17 protein-coding genes are annotated in these 19,965 nt (G+C 43.5%); 5 read left to right on the top strand and 12 right to left on the bottom strand.

The genetic code is table 11. The annotated features are described in order from the left end of the window. Positions 1 to 266: 266 nt before the first annotated feature. Both V1501_RS04910 and iadA read right to left on the bottom strand, forming a co-directional pair. Complete coding sequence (locus V1501_RS04910) at positions 267 to 1,544, bottom strand: MFS transporter (protein ID WP_409291711.1); 1,278 nt, start codon at positions 1,542 to 1,544, stop codon at positions 267 to 269. Positions 1,545 to 1,617: 73 nt separating this feature from the next. Then, on the bottom strand, positions 1,618 to 2,796 hold the full coding sequence (iadA, locus tag V1501_RS04905) for a beta-aspartyl-peptidase (RefSeq protein WP_409291710.1): 1,179 nt from the start codon (positions 2,794 to 2,796) through the stop codon (positions 1,618 to 1,620). Between the two features lie 275 nt (positions 2,797 to 3,071). Between iadA and V1501_RS04900 the strand changes: the two genes are divergently transcribed. Continuing rightward, on the top strand, positions 3,072 to 3,392 hold the full coding sequence (locus V1501_RS04900) for an HPr family phosphocarrier protein (RefSeq protein ID WP_409291709.1): 321 nt from the start codon (positions 3,072 to 3,074) through the stop codon (positions 3,390 to 3,392). Between the two features lie 358 nt (positions 3,393 to 3,750). Here the strand turns inward: V1501_RS04900 and V1501_RS04895 are convergent, their stop codons facing one another. Continuing rightward, positions 3,751 to 6,294: a transglycosylase domain-containing protein gene (locus V1501_RS04895; protein WP_409291708.1), complete on the bottom strand. Its 2,544-nt coding sequence runs from the start codon at positions 6,292 to 6,294 to the stop codon at positions 3,751 to 3,753. Positions 6,295 to 6,852: 558 nt separating this feature from the next. Here V1501_RS04895 and V1501_RS04890 point away from each other — a divergent pair. Both V1501_RS04890 and V1501_RS04885 read left to right on the top strand, forming a co-directional pair. Then, positions 6,853 to 7,368: a universal stress protein gene (locus V1501_RS04890; protein WP_409291707.1), complete on the top strand. Its 516-nt coding sequence runs from the start codon at positions 6,853 to 6,855 to the stop codon at positions 7,366 to 7,368. A 213-nt stretch (positions 7,369 to 7,581) separates the two neighbouring features. Further along, positions 7,582 to 8,904 (top strand): hemolysin family protein, encoded by a 1,323-nt coding sequence (locus V1501_RS04885; RefSeq protein WP_409291706.1) that lies wholly within the window; start codon positions 7,582 to 7,584, stop codon positions 8,902 to 8,904. A 47-nt stretch (positions 8,905 to 8,951) separates the two neighbouring features. Here the strand turns inward: V1501_RS04885 and V1501_RS04880 are convergent, their stop codons facing one another. Beyond that, on the bottom strand, positions 8,952 to 9,569 hold the full coding sequence (locus V1501_RS04880) for a DedA family protein (RefSeq protein ID WP_409291705.1): 618 nt from the start codon (positions 9,567 to 9,569) through the stop codon (positions 8,952 to 8,954). Between the two features lie 174 nt (positions 9,570 to 9,743). Further along, the gene (locus V1501_RS04875) at positions 9,744 to 9,914 is read right to left on the bottom strand and encodes an Lmo0850 family protein (protein WP_409291704.1); all 171 of its coding nucleotides are present in this window, start codon (positions 9,912 to 9,914) and stop codon (positions 9,744 to 9,746) included. An 882-nt stretch (positions 9,915 to 10,796) separates the two neighbouring features. On the opposite strand from V1501_RS04875, the gene V1501_RS04870 reads away from it, so the two are divergent. Continuing rightward, the gene (locus tag V1501_RS04870; RefSeq protein ID WP_409291703.1) at positions 10,797 to 12,164 is read left to right on the top strand and encodes a hemolysin family protein; all 1,368 of its coding nucleotides are present in this window, start codon (positions 10,797 to 10,799) and stop codon (positions 12,162 to 12,164) included. A gap of 61 nt (positions 12,165 to 12,225) precedes the next feature. Here V1501_RS04870 and ytvI read toward each other — a convergent pair whose 3' ends face one another. Next, positions 12,226 to 13,257, bottom strand: a complete 1,032-nt coding sequence (ytvI, locus tag V1501_RS04865) for a sporulation integral membrane protein YtvI (RefSeq protein WP_409291702.1) — start codon at positions 13,255 to 13,257, stop codon at positions 12,226 to 12,228. Positions 13,258 to 13,332: 75 nt separating this feature from the next. Beyond that, positions 13,333 to 14,112: an undecaprenyl-diphosphate phosphatase gene (locus V1501_RS04860; protein ID WP_409293256.1), complete on the bottom strand. Its 780-nt coding sequence runs from the start codon at positions 14,110 to 14,112 to the stop codon at positions 13,333 to 13,335. 414 nt (positions 14,113 to 14,526) lie between these two features. On the opposite strand from V1501_RS04860, the gene V1501_RS04855 reads away from it, so the two are divergent. Continuing rightward, positions 14,527 to 16,065: an N-acetylmuramoyl-L-alanine amidase gene (locus V1501_RS04855; protein WP_409291701.1), complete on the top strand. Its 1,539-nt coding sequence runs from the start codon at positions 14,527 to 14,529 to the stop codon at positions 16,063 to 16,065. A gap of 36 nt (positions 16,066 to 16,101) precedes the next feature. Here the strand turns inward: V1501_RS04855 and modB are convergent, their stop codons facing one another. From modB to V1501_RS04830, 5 genes are all read right to left on the bottom strand, one after another. After that, positions 16,102 to 16,767 carry a molybdate ABC transporter permease subunit gene (gene modB / locus V1501_RS04850; RefSeq protein WP_409291700.1) on the bottom strand — a complete coding sequence of 222 codons (666 nt, stop codon included), beginning with the start codon at positions 16,765 to 16,767 and terminating at the stop codon, positions 16,102 to 16,104. Between the two features lie 209 nt (positions 16,768 to 16,976). Beyond that, positions 16,977 to 17,915: a magnesium transporter CorA family protein gene (locus V1501_RS04845; protein ID WP_409291699.1), complete on the bottom strand. Its 939-nt coding sequence runs from the start codon at positions 17,913 to 17,915 to the stop codon at positions 16,977 to 16,979. A gap of 377 nt (positions 17,916 to 18,292) precedes the next feature. Beyond that, positions 18,293 to 18,421, bottom strand: coding sequence for a hypothetical protein (locus V1501_RS04840; RefSeq protein ID WP_409291698.1), 129 nt, complete (start codon positions 18,419 to 18,421; stop codon positions 18,293 to 18,295). A 148-nt stretch (positions 18,422 to 18,569) separates the two neighbouring features. Further along, positions 18,570 to 18,710, bottom strand: coding sequence for a hypothetical protein (locus V1501_RS04835; RefSeq protein WP_409291697.1), 141 nt, complete (start codon positions 18,708 to 18,710; stop codon positions 18,570 to 18,572). After that, on the bottom strand, positions 18,707 to 19,960 hold the full coding sequence (locus V1501_RS04830) for a helix-turn-helix domain-containing protein (protein ID WP_409291696.1): 1,254 nt from the start codon (positions 19,958 to 19,960) through the stop codon (positions 18,707 to 18,709). Before V1501_RS04830 ends, V1501_RS04835 begins: the two co-directional genes overlap by 4 nt. Between the last annotated feature and the right edge of the window lie 5 nt (positions 19,961 to 19,965).

Genomic DNA, 19,965 nt, shown 5'->3' with positions numbered 1-19,965 from the left:
GGTCGCGGTATTGTGCCGCAGCCTGTGCCTGATTATACCTATTACGCCTGTAACTGGGCTTTTAGGAATATATCAAGGCTGCGCATGGATAAATTTTCTCTTGATTACATTGACTTCATTTGCCATGACGCAGCCCTCCGTTTCATAATAGTTTCTTCTGTTGTACTTTACTATCCTTTTAAAATATTGTCAATTTTTTCTTTTTTAAGCTACTGTAGCGGTAGACTCTTTTATCCATATGCCGCCTTTAGAATTTATATCACTATTTAAACTGCCCTATTCTGTGCGGGTTTCATTCCTCCCTGCGGGTCTTCAGCATATTTAGGAAGCAGATATGCATAAATCAGGCTCACTAACATAAGAGAACCGCCCGTTATCCAGTACAAGCCCTCGATTGATATAAAACGGGGGAAAGCAAATGAAATGAACCCGAGCATAAGGGATTGGGACAACATCATAAGCGGGGTAATCCATCCCTGTACCCTTCCCATCATCTTTGGATCTACAATCCGCGGCATCCAGCCACCGAGGGCGATATTACAGAAGGGAAGGAAAAAGGCGGCACCTAAAATGGCGGCCAAAAACCATGGAGTGCCGCCTGCAAAGCTTGACAGGACCACAAATGCCCCTGAAAAGACAAGTCCGACTATCAAGCAGTTCATCAATTTCGTCTTCCTGGCAAATGAAGAAGCCGCAAAACTTCCTATCAGGATGCCGGTACCGAAAATGACTCCCAGAATAATAGAATATTCCTCATAATGTACAGGTTCAAGCTTGTATTTCAATATGAAGATCGGCATAACCGAAAAACCGCCATTCACAATGCCGAAAATGCAGAATCCGCTTAGGAGGGAAAGCAGCAGTTTGAAGTTCCATATGTATTTCATACCCTGCTTAAAATCGTTCAGGACCAATTTAATATCGAGATCCCGAAACGTATGCCCCCCATTAGGCATACGCACTTTTTCCGGTATGCGGCAGAAACTGATCAAAAGGCCGCTTATGATAAAGCTCAGCGCATCTACGGCTATAGCCCCATATATTCCCAGCTTCCAGTAAAAAAAAACGCCAAGCCCATTGCCTGCCAGCATGAACAGACTTTGGACCATCTGGTTAAGGCCGGCTGCTGATGTGTAATCATCCTTCCCAAGCACGCCCTGAAGAATGGATGATTGGGCTGGGGCAAAAAATTTCTGTACACCGCTTCTTAGGAATAAAACAGCAAAGATCAGCGAGATCATTCCAATTTTCAATGCCGCTAAAAGCAGCAGGGTCAGCCCAAAGCAGATCCAATCACAGTTCTTTGCAATCATCTGCCTGTCCATCCTGTCAGCAATTACACCTACCAAAAAAAATACAGCTAACGCAGGAAGGGCATACATCAGTTCTGAGACTGTCGCATATGCCGGGTTTTCGGCAAATCGGTCCAGCAGATAAAACATGAAGGCCGTGATTCCGATGACACTTCCCATCTGTGAGCTGAAATTGGCAAAAAAGAGCTTTGTGAATAAAGGATTCTGAAAGATAGCAAATGTTTTTAACATACGACTCCTCTTTTCCATAGAAGGAGAGGCTGATGTCTATTCATGAAGTTTTTTTAACTGCTCTCTGCATAGTTTATTTTTCGAATGTACCTTTAACGATGGCTTTTCCATCACGTACCATGATTCTGCCAAGGGCAGCCACTGTATTGATTTCAAGGGTATTCTTTTCCAGAATCACCAGGTCAGCGTCCCTGCCCTTTTCAATCCTTCCCTTTTTCGTGAGCTTCAGGATGGCCGCAGGGTTTTCGGTAATGACTTTAATGGCGGTCTCAAGGGCAATTCCTTCGTCGAGCACTGCATCGCGGACTTCCTTATAGAGCGAGGAACATTTCCCGATGGTGAGGCCGACCAGGTCCCCTTCTTCATTAAAATCAGGCAGGGATGCCTGCCCGTCAGAGGTGAAGGTAATAGAGTCCGGACTGACCCCTGCTTCAAGCATGAGCCTTAGCCCCTTGCTGCACTTCATCTCGCCGCCTTCAAGGAATTTTGATATGGTGCTCGTTGTGAAGTCGACATAGCCTCCTTTTTTTGCATATCGGATGGCTTCTTCAAACAAGTGGGGGTTACGGTTAACGTGAGTAGGATAAAACTGCCGTATGGGAAGGTCGGTTTTCTCGACTGCTTCTTCTATCACCTTGAAATGGTCCCGGCTGTCCCCTATATGTATATTGACAATTCCAGCCTTGCCAGACAGCATTCCTCCGAGCCTGGCCGCTGATGCAATCCTGGCAAGCTCCTCTGCAGTCGGCTGTGAGGACCTGTGGTCGGATATGGCAATTTCGCCTGCCCCGATCACTTTATCTATCAGGATAATGTCGTCCTCAATTTTTCCAGTCAGCGTTTTTACTGGAACCTGATACGAACCAGTCTGCACATAACTGGTGATCCCCTCTTCCTCAAGGGCTCTTGCTTTTGCTATCAGACTGGGCATGGTTCTTGTAGTGCCATCTGTACCGATGACTCCTATAACAGTTGTAATACCTGCCAGTGTAGCATCTGTCAGCTGCATTTCCGGCGTCCTTGTTTTGTAGCTGCCCTCGCCGCCTCCGCCCATAATATGTACATGTGAATCAATGAAACCTGGTACTACGAGCTTTTGGGCTGCATCGACGACTACTGTGATTTCCTCAAGCCCAGCTGGAACTTCTATGGACTCATCAATCATTGCAATTTTTGAATCAGCAATCAAAATATCCTTTTTTCCCAGGTACTCAGGAGCAAATATTTCTCCATTTTTAATGATGGTGAGCATCAGTGCTGCATTCCCCTTTCAACTGCAACAAATATTTAAACTACTAAATTCTTCATAATTTTTCCAATCCCTTTAAATTGACAAAAAAACTCCTTAATTTTTCTTCATTAATATATCAGCATACCTTTTCATTTATTTTTTCAGATGGTTTCATTTTTTATCTTCCCGGGTAAATAACCGGCATAACAAAGTTTCACTTCTAATGTAAGACAAATATAAATCTGACAATCAAGAAACTTTATTATATAAAAAATAATAAAAGGAGAAGCAAGTGTATGAATGAAATTATCTCTGCCAGTATCTCATTACAAGAAAAGCTGGCCATGAAAAACATTATGTTATTTTACCAATCCGCCAAAAACTATGATGGGAATGTTTACCTTCTTTGCAGCCAGAAGCTTACAGATGCCAAAAAGCTGTCAAAGCTTGTATCGTTCATGCTTACTATTGATAAGTGTGATTCCTTGAAAATCATAGTAGAAGGGCAGGATGTCAGCGAAAAGATGCAGGAGCTATTGGATATTGCATCGCCAACCCGGGAACAGGCAGTCGCTCCACGCTACTTCCTTAACCCGACTGATACCATCCAGCTTTAATATGCCATGAGGAACAGGCATCAGCCTATCGTCTTTTCGTATAAAAAAGGCAGGATCGATTAAAAATACAATTAATTTCTCTCGGAATGGAGTTGATTTCATGCTTCGCACAATCCTAATGATTATTGGTGCAATCGTAGTTATTGGTTTTATCGTAAATGCTTTATCTTAGTCTAACAAGGATATTGACCTGAAAAAAGGGCAGTATTACCCTGTTGCCAAAAATTAGGTGTACAAAAGTCTCTGCCGGGGGACTCTTGTACACCTGATTTTTTTTGGCACCAATACATAAAATTGATTTCGCACAAGGGATTCCTGCTGTGATCAAGCTGATAACAACAACAACAGCCAGACCCATTTACGGATCTGGCTGTTTTGACTTTGGCTTACTTGCCTGCCCTGGCCTGACTTTTTGGGAGGCTGGGGAGTGGCTTGCCTCAGCCGGTTGTTTTACATTTGTTTCTCCTCCGCCCTTATCAGGTTCCCTTGGCTCTGGTGTACCTGGTTCTGGTTCTTCAGGCTCTGGAGGCTGCGGTTTTTCCGGCTGCGGCGGATCAGGAGTTTCCGGTTCAGGTTCTTCAGGTTCTGGCTCTGCAGGTGGTTCAGCCCGAGGCTTTGGCGGCTCTGCTTTTCCTCCATTAGCTCCTCCAGTTTTGCCTGGTTCTTTTTCGGGCTTAGGTTCTGGTTTTGGTTTCGGTTTTGGTTTCGGTTTTGGTTCCGGTTTCGGTTCTGGTTTCGGTTTTGGTTCTGATTCCGGATTTGGTTCTTCCTTTTTATTAATTTCCCCTGCAGAAGGGGAGCTTGTTTGAGGTTCAGTCAGGACCTCCGGCTGGCCAGGCTCTTTTTCATCGTTCTTTTTTGGAGACTGGCTGTCAGAGTTTCCGGTTCCTTCCTTCTCGCTCTTGTAGGGTCCTGTCCATTTATTCCACTTATCCTTCACTTTATCTTTTTGCTTTTTCCAGAATTTCTTGATTTCCTTTTCTCTTTCATCCCTTTTATATTCCTCTATGCTTTTCACGCCGAAGGATTTATGTTTTTTATGCTGAAGCGCTCTTGTCATGATTTCTCTAAATAAGGGTGCAGCCCCTTCACTGCTGGTGGTGGTAAGGTAATGGTCTTTGTCTGTGTGATCATAGCCCAGCCATACAGCGCCTGCGACAACAGGCGAATAACCTGCAAACCATTGGTCCTTCACCCCGTCAATTCCTTCAATCGGCACCTGCGTGCTTCCTGTCTTGCCGGCGATCTCCCATCCATCCACAGCAGCTGCAGCTCCAGTTCCGTTCTGCACGACACCCATCAGCATCGCCGTCATTTTTCTGGCATTTCCAGCACTTGTGACCTTGGTTTCCGCTGACTTAAAACGTGCTGCTTCCTTGCCTTCAGAGTCCACGATTTTCAAGATGGCATGCGATTCATTCCTGATTCCGCCATTCGCGAAGGCTGAATAAGCTTCTGCCATATCGAGAGGCGACACTCCGGAAGTTGTGCCGCCAAGAGCAAGTCCAAGCTTCCTGTCTTCAGCAGACAAATTTATGCCAAACTTTTTGACCGCATCCATGCCCTTCTGAATGCCGACTTCATTTAACAGCCAGACTGCCGGCACATTTAAGGATTCCTGAAGCGCCTCATACATGGGGACCCTGCCTCTGTAGTTATCATTATAATTCGCAGGCTGATAGTCCCCGAAATCCATTTTTTCATCCTTCAATGACGAATTGATGCCAAAACCTTCTTCCAATGCCGGCGTGTAGACAGCCAGCGGCTTCATGGTTGAACCCGGCTGCCTTTTCAGCTGTGTTGCATGATTGAACTCCCGGAAAGTATGCTCTCCTCGGCCGCCCACAACCGCATTGATTCCGCCATTTTTAGGATTTATAAGAACTGTTCCGCTCTGGACCAGAGTTCCGCTGCTCGAATCCGGGAAGAATGAATCCTCCTTATAAACCTCCTCGGCGGCTGCCTGCATATCCTGGTCGAGGGCTGTGTATATCTTATAGCCTCCGGTTAACAGCTCGTCCTGATTTATATCATACGTTTTGATTGCTTCTTCAAATACCGTATCAATGTAATAGGGATATCTTCCTTTAAGAGCATCTCCCTCTCCACCTGCATTTTTTAAGATAACTTTTTCAGAAGCGGCGGAAGCATAGGTATCCTTGTTAATAAATTTATATTCCTTCATTTCCGACAGGACAAGGTTCCGCCTTTTTATGGCCTTTTCTCTGTTCTTATAGGGATCCATATCTCCCGGTGCCTTGACAAGGCCTGCCAGGAGCGCCGATTCAGAAACCGTCAACTCTTCAACCGGCTTGCCAAAATAAATCTGGGCCGCTTTTTTGATTCCCCATGCCCCATGACCGAAATAGATTTGATTAAGATACATCTCCAGTATCTCATCCTTTGTAAATTTCCGTTCCACTTCCTTAGCAAGGAAATATTCTTTGATTTTACGCTTATAAGTCCGTTCAGAGCTTAACAGCGAGTTTTTTGTCAGCTGCTGAGTTAGGGTACTGCCGCCCTGGACAACACCTCCTGCTTTCATGTTAGTGACGGCTGCCCGGAAGATCCCCTTATAATCAATCCCGCCATGCTCATAGAAACGACGGTCCTCAATTGCTACCACCGCATCCTTGACGTGCTGCGGCACTTTTTCAATCGGGATAGTCTCAGACTTGTTGGCTGTTATGGTACTGGCCAGCTCTCCTTTGTGGTCATAGATATAAGTGGGCTGGTACATGGTATTTTTCAATTGGCTGATATCAGCCTGAGGTTTTGCAAAGTGCAGGAATCCCGCAACAGTAAGAGCGGAAATAGAAGAAGCCAGCGCGGTAATTTGAAGGATTCTTTTTGCGGCATGCTTCGACGACGCTTTGGAAAAAAAAGTGAATAAACCTTTCATGGTACTCCCCCTGATCTGGAAAAACGTGTATATTAGTATGATTCCTTTACCCCGTCCCATTCATGTTCACACCTCGACCTTCACTTTGGGAAATAGTTTTCTACATCTATTTAGTTAAATCAGGAGAGCTGATCAGCTTCCGCACTGGTCATTCTGCCTCCTGGAAGACAGCCGGGTGACTTTTCTTGCTGGCGTCAGAAAAAAAATAAACCAGAATAAAATCATCTCCATTAATTTCTTTTGAATAAAACCGCTGAAACACCCTTCACCAGACTCCCCCGATGGGCGGTTACTAACTTAAGTGATCTGTTTACCCGCCCAAACAGCCGCTTTACCCTCCGGAGGTGCCCTGCGCCCGCTAAGCCGACTGGCCTGCAGCAGACATGCCTGATACCACCGATGGAACAGCTGCTATGCTTAAGGGTGCTTAAGACCTAAATGAGACTCATTTTTTCCGCTCTGCAAATTTATGAAACAGGTGTCAGGTTCCTGTTTATTTGGGTATATATCAGTATCATCAAAGCTCATGACAAAAAATGAATGGAGAGGAGCTTGATTATGAACGCATTTACCCATATTGCAGTCGCTTATGATGGTACCATTGCCGGTAAGGAAGCAGTGGAAATGGCCGCAGCCATGAAAAAGGACAATGTGGATGCAAAGCTTACTGTCCTGCATGTTTATGATTCTGCCGCCGATGATGCATCCGGTCCTCACCCCGCTATGGCAAAGGAAAATCTGTATGTGGACCCCACGCAGATGCAGCCCGTAGTTTCTCCGCCAATCATGTTTGATCAGCCAGGGGCTGACCGCGGGGCATGGCCGCAGGCGGATCACCTTGCTGAAACTGAAAATAAAGTTAAGGATACACTGGGACTAAGTGCAGCGGAAGCGGATTTTGAAATACTGGACGGCAGTACGGCGGAAGCAATCTGCCAGTTCGCGGAAAAAAACAGGGTGGACCTTCTGATTGTGGGCAGCAGCGGAAAAAGCGGATTGAAGCGGTTTTTTTCTGGAAGTGTAAGTGAGGCTGTTGTAAAAGATGCGCCGTGCTCTGTCCTGGTTGCACGCTGAATATACCCCGCTTTTAGCCTGCCGGCAGTAATTCGGCGGGCTGATTTTTTTCATCTGCACCCGCTGATGTATTGTTGTTATACTTATAGGTATTTAAATAAACACTAATGATGCATGCAGGAGCCCCTGACAAGGGGGCAGTTTTTTCTGGGCATTGGTGTTGATACGTAGATTCGGGAGGTGGCTCCCTGGCGGATAGATCAGGGGATTAATTTGGAACTTATCAGCTTATTATTAGTATTTGTGCTTATTGCCATTACGGCATTTTTTGTAGCTTCTGAATTCGCAGTCGTCAAGGTACGGACTACCCGCCTTGATCAGCTTGCTGAGGAGGGGGACCGCCGGGCAGTCAATGCCCGTAAAGTGGTAGCAGACCTTGATGAATATCTGTCTGCCTGCCAATTGGGCATCACTTTGACTTCCCTCGGGCTTGGCTGGCTCGGAGAACCAACCATCCAGAGGCTGATCGAGCCTGTTTTTCATAGGCTGGACCTTCCTTCCCAGCTCAGTCATCTCATTTCCTTTACCGTGGCTTTCCTGATCATTACCTTTTTACACGTAGTTACAGGAGAACTTGCACCGAAAACATTTGCCATACATAAAACGGAAAGAATCGCCCTTGGGGTAGCGGGGCCGCTGATCTGGTTCAACCGGATTGCTTTCCCTTTTATTTGGACGTTGAATAAGTCGGCCAACCTTTTTACAAGGCTGTTCGGCCTCGATCCTGCCTCCGAGCATGAAATGGCCCATTCAGAGGAAGAGCTCCGGTCCATTTTGTCAGATAGCTATAAAAGCGGTGAAATCAATCAATCTGAATACAAGTATGTGAACAAAATATTTGAATTCGATAACCGGCTTGCCAAGGAAATCATGGTTCCAAGAACAGAAATCGTAAGCCTGATGAAGGAAGATACTATAGAGGAATTCATTAAGATAGCCAATGAAGAGCAATTCACCCGCTACCCTGTCGTGGATGGAGATAAAGATCATGTTCTCGGGATGCTGAACATCAAGGAAGTTTTTTATGACCTTGTCCGGACTCAGGACCTGAGCGCCACCCTTGAAACCTATACCCGGCCGGTCATCAGAGTGATTGAAAACATTCCTATTCATGACCTCCTTGTCAAAATGCAGAAGGAACGGATCCATCTGGCGATTCTCATGGATGAGTATGGCGGGACTTCGGGACTTGTGACGGTGGAAGATATACTGGAAGAGATCGTTGGCGAAATCCGTGATGAGTTTGATCTGGATGAAATCGCTGAAATCCGGAAGCTGGGGGATGATCATTATATCTTTGATTCAAAGGTATTAATAACAGAAGTGAATGACCTAATCGGCCTGCATCTGGAAGAAGATGATATCGATACGATCGGCGGCTGGGTGCTCACTGAGAATTATGATATTCAGACAGGCGACTCTGTTGAATGGGAGGACTACACTTTCAAGGTTATTGAAATGGAGGACCATTCAATAAAATATATTGAGGTTTTAAGAAAAGCCAAGGATGCTGAAATGCAGGAAGATCTGGATTAAAAAAATAAGGAGGCGCCCATGCCAAGGGCTGCCTCCTCCGTTTTTTATCATTTTTTGATTTTACGTACTGTCACCACTGGAGGGGCTTTTTTTCGTTTCCAGAGCAGGTAAAGTACGATGCTCACTGCAGCCAAACCTATGAACGGTGTCACATATGGTGCAGCCGCTTCTTTAATATGGCTCCAATTTTCACCAAGTACTGTCCCAAGATAAAGAAAGCCGATGGTCCACGGGATGATCGCAGCTACTGTATATACAGTAAACTTCAGGGCTGACATCCTGGCAATGCCTGCCGGAATGGAAATAGCATGGCGCACCACCGGAATGAACCTGGCACTGAATACCACTCCTCCCCCATACTTTTCAAACCACTTTTCTGCCATGTCGATATGATGGTTTTTAATTAATATATATTTCCCATATCTCTCAAGAAATGGCCGGCCGCCAAAATAGCCTGCCCAATACAGGAAAAGCTGGGCAAGCGTACCGCCTATAACCCCCGCAATCACAGCCCCCGCAAAATTAATCTTTCCTAAGGAGATCAAATATCCTCCATACCCGAGCACAATTTCACTTGGTATGATTTCAACCATAAGCCCAAGCGCTACACCAAAGTATCCAAGCCCCGCAAAGAATGCTAACAGCTCCATTATAATTTCTTTCATTACAATCCCCTTTTATAAACTAAACTGACAATAGTACTAGCATACCTGATTTAGAACTATTTGAAAACAAGGACAAACTTCATTAAAGATTACTCCCCCTCTTTCACTTTTATTACCAAATTATGCACACATAAAAAAACACACCGTTTTGGGTGCGTTTTCAGCCTTGACCCGTTATTTCTTTGGCTCCTTTGTCTGCGGGAGCTGGTCACGGGAGTCGCGGGCGGCAATGGAGAGTAAGCTGGGATCCAATTTAAACAGCTTTTTAAATACATCCATCCTTGATTTTGTTTTCTCTATTTTAATCCCCTGGCTTTGGAATTTGATCATCATTTCGCTTTCCAAAAAGCTCACCTCATTCCACGATATAAATGGTTGATGTTGTCCCTTACATATTCCCAGACTTTCCTTAATTTAAACTTAACTTATCCGGCAGGAAAAGGAGAAATACGGAAACAGGCTTGATTGCCCTGAGCTTGCACCTATACCAAATATTACTATATTCCATACTTTATACAAGGATTCTAGACAAAAATTGTTGAAGGGACAGCTTAAACTGTTCTTAATGATTCCTTTAGAACCTAAATGGCTTTCGCTTTAAATAAAAAAGGGTCCTAATCATTCCTTTAGAACCTAAAAAACCGAGAAATCAGGTCAAATTGGTCTTAAACATTCCCTTAGAACCAATTTGGCTCTCGATTTAAATAGAAATGGTTCTAATCTTCCCTTTAAAACATAAATGAATGATAAATCAGCTCAAATTGGTCTTATACGGCCGGCGGGAATGGAAAAACTGTTCTTCATGATTCACCAAATGAAACTTCACAACTTGCTGCCTCATAAGGAATCGGGTATCATCAGGCTGGTCTAAAAGCAGCTTAAGCAGCCCAGGGACGCTCATGTTTTTTCAAAATAGTTTAAAAATCTTTAATAACAGGTATTGAAATTCCATATAAATGTAGTATTTATAGTTTTCATGAGAATTGACTGAATAAGCAAGATTTTCTATACTTATACTTAATTCTCAGGGATGGGGTGATTGGATGGGGCAGGAATAGAAATACAGGCTTTGTGCTTTAATAATCATGCAGCATCCCATTTTAGAGGACTGTACTTCCTTATTGGCACGCCTTTGGAGGCTGTACAGTTTTACACAGGTTATCCATAAAACCTAAAACTTCAGGAGGTGACCTCCTTTCTCCTGCCACTCGGGGGAAGGAACCTTATTTGGACATATTTAATTTGGTTTTCATCGCCATTTTTATTGCTTTGACTGCCTTTTTTGTAGCTTCAGAATTTGCTATTGTAAAAGTGAGAAGCTCAAGGATAGACCAGCTGATTGAAGAAGGAAAAATGAATGCCGTCCCTGCAAAGAGGGTTATAAGCAGTCTCGACGAATATCTCTCTGCCTGCCAGCTGGGCATAACCATCACGGCCCTTGGAATCGGCTGGCTGGGGGAACCGACCTTCGAGCACCTGCTTGGCCCCCTGTTGTCTGCCCTCCATCTACCTGGAGGGGCAGAACAGGCAATATCAGTGATTATCGCGTTCTCCATCATTACGTTCATCCATGTAGTGATCGGAGAGCTTGCTCCGAAGACCATTGCCATCCAGAAAGCTGAATGGATCACCCTTGCCGCCGCAAGGCCATTGATGCTATTCTATAAAATTCTATATCCGGTTATCTGGATCATGAATGGTTCTGCCAGATTAGTAACCAGGTTTATGGGATTTAAATCTGTTTCCGAGCACGATATTGTACATTCTGAAGAAGAATTGCGCATCATTTTATCTGACAGCTATAAAAGCGGCGAGATAAACCAATCTGAATATAAGTACGTAAATAAGATCTTTGAATTCGATGACCGCATTGCCAAGGAAATCATGGTGCCGCGGACCGAGATTGTCACCCTGTCGAATGATGATTCAATCGGTACACTCTTCTCCATCGTACAGGAGGAAAAGTTTACCCGTTATCCCATCATAGACGGGGACAAGGACCATGTAATCGGGATGGTGAATGTCAAAGAAATCTTCACCGACATGATTTCAAACAGCAATCTGGCTGATGAAAAGATCCAGGGCTATATCCGCCCTATCATCCGGGTCATTGATAATATCCCTATCCATGATCTTCTGTTGAAAATGCAGAAGGAACGGATTCATATGGCCGTCTTGATGGATGAATACGGAGGCACTTCAGGACTTGTGACCGTTGAAGATATTCTGGAAGAAATTGTCGGGGACATCCGCGATGAGTTCGACCTTGATGAAATACCGATGATCAGAAAGCTTGAGAACGACCATTTTATCATTGAATCCAAGGTGCTGATCAGTGAAGTGAATGATCTTCTGGGCCTTGAAATCAATGATCAGGACGTAGATACTATCGGCGGCTGGGTGCTGACTGAAAACTTCGAGATCCAGCAGGGAGATACACTCTCCATTGGACATTATGACTTCAGGGTCATCGAGATGGAAGAACATCACATCAGGTATATAGAAATAACAAAGTCACCCCAGGAGGAAAAGGCTGAGGCTGCAGACGAAAATCTGTCCGGCATCGCACCTCCGCAGACCGAGATTGTATCATAACCATAAAAAAAGGCTGCCCCCGCATATCGAAAGGCAGCCTTTTTTTATGGTTTATTGAACTCTATAGCTTAAAGTTTAGACGGATCGCTCCTGCCCGTTTCAGTGTATCGAACACAATGACAAGGGCGGGGCCAAGGAATAAGCCGGCAAATCCTATCAGCTTAAAGCCCAGGTAAAGGCTGATCAGGGCGGCTAATGGGCTGAGACCCATATTGGTGGAATATATCTTGGGCTCTATGATTCTCCTTACCACAGTGATAATGATGAATAGGATGATCAACCCAATCCCAAGCCCCTGCTGACCCTGCAGGATTGCAATGACCGCCCAGGGTACCAGTACGGAGCCTGTACCTAATATCGGCAGGATATCCACAAACACAATCAGAATGGAAAGCAATAGGACATACGGTGCCTTCAGGATCGAAAGCCCGATAAATGCCATCACGAAGGTCACAACGCTTAATATGACCTGTGCCTTCAAGAAACCGATTCCGGCCTTCGTCAGGTCGTTATAGACGAGCGAAACCTTCCCTGCCGTTTCAGGCTTTAAGTACTCCTTGATTCTTCGTTTGATCCGCGGCAGCTCCAGACTGAACAGGAACAGCGCGACCATATAAATGAGAAACTCAATCAAAAAACCGGGTATCAATGTCACAAGTCCGATAATTCCCTGGACAAGTTTCTGAAAGAACACTTCAAGCCCGCTTATCCCGCGCTCCATCGTATCTTCAATGGAAATGATCACGTCTTTTGGAAGCGATTCTGAATAGTTTTCCCACTTATAGATATACTTGATGAATACGGTCTGATACAGTTCCCTGGCAAACCCCGGGGCAATTTCGGATAAATTGATAATTTGTTTGATCAGCACGCTTACACAAAAGTAGACCAGTGAAATGAGCAACCCCAGATAAATCAGGAAGCTCGCAAGGACAGACCAGTGTCTTGAGAGTTTGGCCTTCCACTGCAAAGGGGACACCAGGCTCTCCAAAAAGACAGCTGTGATAAATGCGAATATCAAGGTCCACGAATATGGTACAATCACGATTACAATTACAAGCAGCACAATGCCCCAAAGCCATTTAATAGACATAATCCATTCCTCTCCTGCATATCCCTGCCAACAGTTTTTCAAAAAAGTTAAAATCCCGCCTCCTTCAAGCCAGTGCTAAAATTTCCCTGTATACTGCATGAACAGAATTATTCCTCCGAGAATCCAGACATAAACGGCAAATACCCTCAAGGAACGCCTTTTCAGATATGAAATCATCCACCGGACAGCTGCATAGCCAAAAACCGCCGAAGCAGCTATCCCAACCAGGAGTGATCCCAGCGGAATGCTCTCAGCCTGCCCTTCCATCAAGTCCTTCGACTGGAGGATGATTGCCCCGATGATGGCAGGAGTCGATACCAAAAAGGAAAAGTAGGCTGCCGTCTCCCTGTCGAGTTTCCGGAACAGCGCAGCTGCCATGGTGAATCCGGAACGGGATATGGCGGGAAAGATTGCAAGCGCCTGAAATATTCCTATAAAAAAGGCATCTCCGTATGTAATATCATCCATTCTTTTTCTTCCCTTTTTAATGGATTCAGCAAACCATAAAAACAGGCCGGTAATCAAGAACTCCCAGCCTATGGTCACCCCTGTTTTTGAAATTTCATCGAAGAAATCACTGAACAGGAGCCCAGCGAACACGGCCGGCACCGTACCTGCCGCAAGCAGCCATGTCAGCCTGCCAAAAGGGTTTTTCAGAATCCGGATGAATTCCTGCCTGTAAAATACAAAAACAGCCAGCAGGGTCCCGACATGCATCATCGTGTCCAGCAGCAGGCCTGCTTCCTCCAGTCCGAATAAATGCCTCCCCAGATAGAGGTGGCCGGTGCTGCTGATGGGCAGGAACTCAGTCAAACCTTGTATAATCCCCAGGATCAAAGCTTCAAGCTTAGACAGCATGTACATTCTCCTTTTTCAAAAATGTTATAACCCAGCCTTTAATACATAAACATTCATCAGTATATTTCTGGAAACTTGGGTATACTGTGTTCAGAAGGCACTCCACAATATTTTCGCTTCAAGGAGGAAATACCATGAAATTGATTGAACTATGCAGGCATTGTCAAGGCCGGGGAAAGGTCCCTTTTTTACAATTCTTCTCCAAGCCTTGTATAAAATGTAAGGGGAATGGGAGAAAAGTCATTACCCTCCATAAGCAATTTTAAACCCAAAATCCCCTTTTTTTCTCCAAAATAAAGTAAAAGTCCTACATTTTTTGACTAAATTCCCTTTTTTTCACCGAATTTCATAGTATAGTAGAAATAGCTTCCAATAAAGATAGCGAAATCTACTAAAAATGGAATATAAGAGGTGAGTATAATCAAGAGAATTTTTTCAATCATCATCATCAGCTTTATTGTCTTCGCCAATCTTCTCTTCGTCAATTTAAGCCAGGGCAGTGCAGCAGGCTTCCAGGAGGCAAAAGTAAACGCCACAATCCTGAACGTGAGGACTCTGCCTACCACAAAATCAACTATCCTTTGGAAGCTAACTAAGGGACAGCAGGTTAAGATCACAGACTCCAAAACTGGATGGGCCAAAATCACTTATCCGAATAAAGAATCTGGATGGGTGTCCACTGATTTTTTGACCCCTGTCAACACCGCAGCACCTAGAGCAGTATCAGCTAAACCTAAGACATTTTATGTGACTGCCTCAAGCCTGAATCTCAGGAAGAGCGCAAATGCCACATCAGATTTCATTGCTTCGATGCCAAAAAACGCAAAAGTATCAGAGCTCTCCAGAAGCGGCTCCTGGTCAAAGGTAACATATGGCAGCAAAACCGGATGGGCAGCAAATAAATACCTGACCACAAAAGCACCGGCAGCTGCTAAGCCATCAACCACTGTCAAGCCAAAAACTTACTATGTCAGCGCAAGCAGCCTTAATATCCGTAAAAGCGCCTCTGCAAACTCCGCATCGCTTGGAACAATCAGCAAAGGCGGAAAAGTTACGGAAGTCTCAAAAAGCGGTACATGGTCTAAAATTATATACGGCAGCAAAACTGGATGGGTTTCAAATAAATATTTGACCTCCAAAGCACCAGCAGCCCCGAAGCCGCCCGCAGTGCCGCTTCCTCCAGCCCAAACACTGAAAAAGGTTAAAATCACCTCAAATGATGTAAACCTCCGCAGCGGACCGGGTACAAACTATAAAGTGGTGGATACCGTCGATTCCGGCGCCACCTTCACAAAAGTCGGCGAATCCAACGGCTGGGTGAAAATACAGCTGTCTGACAAAAGCACAGCATGGGTCGCCGGATGGCTGGTCACATACAATGTGTCTGGCAGCTCCGGCATCAAGGGTAAAACGATTGTATTGGACGCTGGACATGGCGGTTCAGATCCAGGTGCCGTCGGTTATAGTCCATCATTAAAAAAATACATCAATGAAAAAGATCTTACGCTTATGATGGTACAGAAGACAGCAGCCCTGCTTAAATCAGCAGGCGCAAATGTCATCCTGACAAGAAGCAGCAACACGTTTAATTCATTGCAAAGCCGCGTGGATGTGGCGGAGAAATATAAGGCGGATGCTTTTGTAAGTGTCCATTACAATTCCAGCACAGCATCGTCGGCAAATGGAATTGAGACCTTTTATTATTCCAATGCAAAAGATAAAAAGCTTGCAGATGCCATCCATAAAGAAATGGTTGAGGCTTCAAAATTAAGAAACCGCGGAGTTAAGTCACAAAGCCTCCATGTAATCAGAGAAAACAGCAGGCCGGCAGTTCTCCTGGAGCTTGGTTTCATCTCTAACAAAGCTGAACTGGACTACATCATGACGGACGGTTTCCAGAAAGCCCTGGCAAAAGCAATATACGACGGACTTTATAATTACTTTCAATAAAACCATCAGCCCTCAGGCAATCTGCCGGGGGCTTTTTTAGTTTTTATTCGACAGCCTCAAGCACAACAGAAGAAGGAATGAGATCAATACAATCATTAATACCCAGGCCCATGCCAGCTTATTATTTCCCGACTCCATGGCCATATAGATGGCTGTTGGAACCGTCTGGGTCTCCCCTGGAATATTGCCTGCAAACATGAGTGTCGCCCCGAATTCACCCAGTGACCTGGCAAAGCTCAGCGTGATTCCCGCAAAGAGTGATTTAATGCAGAGCGGCAGTGATATGCTGAGGAACACTCTCCATTCACCGGCTCCGTCAATCCTGGCTGCATTTTCAATGTCTTCGCCTATGCTTTCGAACCCGGCCCGTGCTGATTGATACATCAATGGAAATGAGACAACAACCGCGGCAATGACTGCCGCCTGCCATGTAAAAATAATCTGGGAATGAAACCACTTTTCAAGGAACGCTCCCCCGGTTCCGTTCCTGCCAAAAAAGACAATCAACAGGAAACCAATGACCGTTGGAGGAAGGACGACTGGAAGGATAAACACCGTTTCAATAACCGCCATGAACCTGGATTTCTTCCCTGCCAGGAACCTCGCCGCAGCCGTACCCAGTACAAAAACGATGATGAGTGAAACTAGACTGACCTTGATTGAGAGAAGGACAGGATCCCAGAAATTCTCTGTCCAGCCCATTACGCACTCACCGTAATGCAGCAGCACAACCAGGTGCGCCGGCATATATATACTATATTAATGACAGGCAGTAACATGACCCATTTTTTTCGCATTTGGCAAAATCCCTTTCTATGTATCCCTATTATAATAGAATTCCTGCGCTCCCCGCCATTTTAGGCATATTCAAACACCGAAAAAGGCGGCCGTAAAAAACGGCCGCCTTCATGTCAGAAATATTTTCTTTTCCAGAAAATCAAGGTGGTCATCGCAGAGAGGAACACCGCAAACCCCATTGTAATAAAAAAGGCATGGGGACTCTTTTCAAAAGGCAGGGCAACATTCATTCCATAAAAGCTTGCAACCATCGTCGGAAACGACAGTATGATGGTGATGGATGTCAGGAACTTCATTACAATATTCAGATTATTGGATATGATGGAAGCAAAGGCATCCATCATACCGCTTAATATGGAACTATAAGTGTCCGCCATTTCAATGGCCTGGGTATTCTCAATGATAACATCCTCAAGCAATTCCTTATCTTCTTCGTACATCTTGAGAGTATTCAGCCTCAGCATCTTCTCAAGCACCACTTTATTCGATTTAAGGGAAGTGGTGAAATAAACCAGGCTTTTCTCCAGGGACAAGAACGTATAAAGCTCTTTATTTTTCATGGACTGATGAAGCTCCCTTTCCGCTTCATCGGTCTTCTTATTGATTTGTTTGAGATACCGCAGATAATAAGACGATATGACAAAAAGAATCTGCAGGGCGAATCTAGTCTTCTTATAGGTAAAGAACCCTTTAACCTTATCATTCTTGAAATCCATAAGGATGGGGGTTTCCTTTAATGATACCGTTATAAAGCATTCAGGCGTGATGATCATGCCGATTGGTATTGTTTCATAAATGTGCAATCCGGCATCATCGCGTGCGATATAAGGAAAATCCACAATGATCAATACATTTTGCTCTTCGCGTTCAATCCTCGACCTTTCCTCATCATCCAGTGCATCCTTAAAGAAATGCTCAGGGATCTCCAGCCTGTTTGAAACCAGTTTAATTTCTTCCTCATTTGGCGAAAGCATATTGATCCAGCAGCCTTTTTGGATTTCCGCCACCTTCTCTATCCTTCCGCTTTCTGCAGTCATAAAATATTCAATCATGTCTCCTGCTTTCCTCCTGTTTACGCCGAGGAAGCAGCTCTACCTTTTAAAGGGCTGATATTTATTAGAAAATCATTCCCGCTAACTAAAAGAATACAGCAGACTTCCCCTGGCGAATGATCTGGATCGGGTTCAATGGAACCATGGCTCATCAAAATATCAACTCCTTTAAAATCAGTCAGCTTATCGGATACATTTATGGAAATAGATGTGCCCTCCCGGACCTCCACCTTGTTAGTCTCCCAATCTGTATACCTAGAAAATTATACTACTGCCCACACAAAAATCAATCGGAAAAATTGGTCAATTCATAATATGCGCAGGACAAAGCAAAAGAGCATGATTACTCATGCTCCTCTTTAGTCGAACATATATGATTAGTAGCTGCTGACTGCTTCCTCATAGGTCTCTGGATAGTCCAGTTTGGCTTCATCTAGCAAGAGGTCCAACTTTTCAAGCATTTCGTTGATGTCATGCAGTGTAATTTTTTCACTTTTTGCTGTCACGGAAAATCCCTCCTAAATTAAGATCATTCATTCAGCCAAGACTCCTTGAATGAAAAAAACAAGTCTTAGATGACTTGTCTTTATTCTTTGACCTCATTATAAGGGTTTTCCCGTGACTTTTGTATTGGGAAAATTTCAGTGATTTTTATTAATATGGCGGCTGAATAACTTCGATCTTTAGAGGAGTTACTTTTTGAATTGCTACATTGTTTGTATTTTCAAAAGACGAAAAACTTAAAACCCCTACTAATATTGTTCCAAATGCAAGACCAGCAATAACTTTCTTCATATTTTTTTGCTCCTTTCCGATAACTCAATATATTTATTATAGTAATCTAGCGATTTATCAACTTCACCTGTTTCTTGAAATCTTTTCGCTAGTTGTAACGCAACATCTCGCGCTTCATTAAACTGATAATTATCTATATGATAAGAATACACTATATTTTCCAAATAAGCATAATATTTAGGTTGGGAAAATAACTTATATTTGAACATCTTAGCTAACATAATGTACTTTTTATGATTTTTATTATTACATACTTCATGAACTTCATCAATTAATTTGTTAATTTCTTCCTTGTTGGCATCCATATTGATTAATATTTCGATTAAGCCCAGTTTATTCACAATATACTCTATACTACCTCTTTTAAAGTATTTAGTGCACTCAATCATTAGTTCTTTTGCCTTTTTATACTCGCCCTTTTCATTTAACATTGTGGAGTAATTATTTAAAACATGATAGTAAATATCTTTTTTATTCAAAAGTTTGGTCAATCTAATAAGAGTTTTATAGTTTTCTGATGCTTCTTCAAACATCTCTAATCGCGAGTAACCGATGCCTAACAGCATTTTAGTATGAATTATTCGCATTAAATTGTTTTCATTTTGATAGATATCTAATGCTTTGTTGGCTTGAATAATACTTTTTTCAGCATCATTCAAGATACTTGCACATAAAGCAATTTGGTAATATAACTCCCCATTAAAAGTTATAGCTTCTGTTTGGTTATACGACATTAACGCTACAAATTGATCATTCGCTTCTAAAACTTTATTTTGACCAATAAGTGCAACACCAAACAAAAAGGAAGCTAATACATTCTCAAAAGGAGAAAAGCTACTTTGTAATTTTTCAATAACCCTTTGACATTGGTTAATCTTAACAATATTTCTGTTAAGTATATAGTATTTATACATATATAAGTGGTATTGGTTAATTAAATCAGTTGATGAAGCAAACTCTTCCATATTTATAAGTGTTTCACAAATACGATTAGCCTCATCTATGTCGTAATAAACCATCGACTGATAAAAATCCTGCAAAAGTTCTTTAATATCTTCATACTTCTCTTCTTCCTTCTCCATATTCACATTAAGTTTCTTTAGAAGAAGTTCAACCGTCTCGGCATTTCCATCGTAACTGTTGTTTTCAATTTTGCTCAGATGGGAGATGGAACAAATATCTTGCGCCAATTCGGATTGAGTCATATGGTTTTTAAGGCGGTAATATTTAATGATGGACCCAAGTTTCATATTAT

The organism is Paraperibacillus esterisolvens (assembly GCF_046237625.1).
GTDB classification, from domain to species: domain Bacteria; phylum Bacillota; class Bacilli; order Bacillales; family DSM-1321; genus Paraperibacillus; species Paraperibacillus esterisolvens.
This window is presented reverse-complemented; position numbering and strand designations above follow the sequence as displayed.

Excerpts from the sequence above, each read along its gene's own strand:
- V1501_RS04910 (WP_409291711.1), bottom strand. The coding sequence starts at position 1,544 with ATGTTAAAAACATTTGCTATCTTTCAGAATCCTTTATTCACAAAGCTC.
- iadA (WP_409291710.1), bottom strand. The coding sequence starts at position 2,796 with ATGCTCACCATCATTAAAAATGGAGAAATATTTGCTCCTGAGTACCTG.
- V1501_RS04900 (WP_409291709.1), top strand. The coding sequence starts at position 3,072 with ATGAATGAAATTATCTCTGCCAGTATCTCATTACAAGAAAAGCTGGCC.
- V1501_RS04895 (WP_409291708.1), bottom strand. The coding sequence starts at position 6,294 with ATGAAAGGTTTATTCACTTTTTTTTCCAAAGCGTCGTCGAAGCATGCC.
- V1501_RS04890 (WP_409291707.1), top strand. The coding sequence starts at position 6,853 with ATGAACGCATTTACCCATATTGCAGTCGCTTATGATGGTACCATTGCC.
- V1501_RS04880 (WP_409291705.1), bottom strand. The coding sequence starts at position 9,569 with ATGAAAGAAATTATAATGGAGCTGTTAGCATTCTTTGCGGGGCTTGGA.
- ytvI (WP_409291702.1), bottom strand. The coding sequence starts at position 13,257 with ATGTCTATTAAATGGCTTTGGGGCATTGTGCTGCTTGTAATTGTAATC.
- modB (WP_409291700.1), bottom strand. The coding sequence starts at position 16,767 with ATGGGCTGGACAGAGAATTTCTGGGATCCTGTCCTTCTCTCAATCAAG.
- V1501_RS04845 (WP_409291699.1), bottom strand. The coding sequence starts at position 17,915 with ATGATTGAATATTTTATGACTGCAGAAAGCGGAAGGATAGAGAAGGTG.
- V1501_RS04835 (WP_409291697.1), bottom strand. The coding sequence starts at position 18,710 with ATGAAGAAAGTTATTGCTGGTCTTGCATTTGGAACAATATTAGTAGGG.
- V1501_RS04830 (WP_409291696.1), bottom strand. The coding sequence starts at position 19,960 with ATGAAACTTGGGTCCATCATTAAATATTACCGCCTTAAAAACCATATG.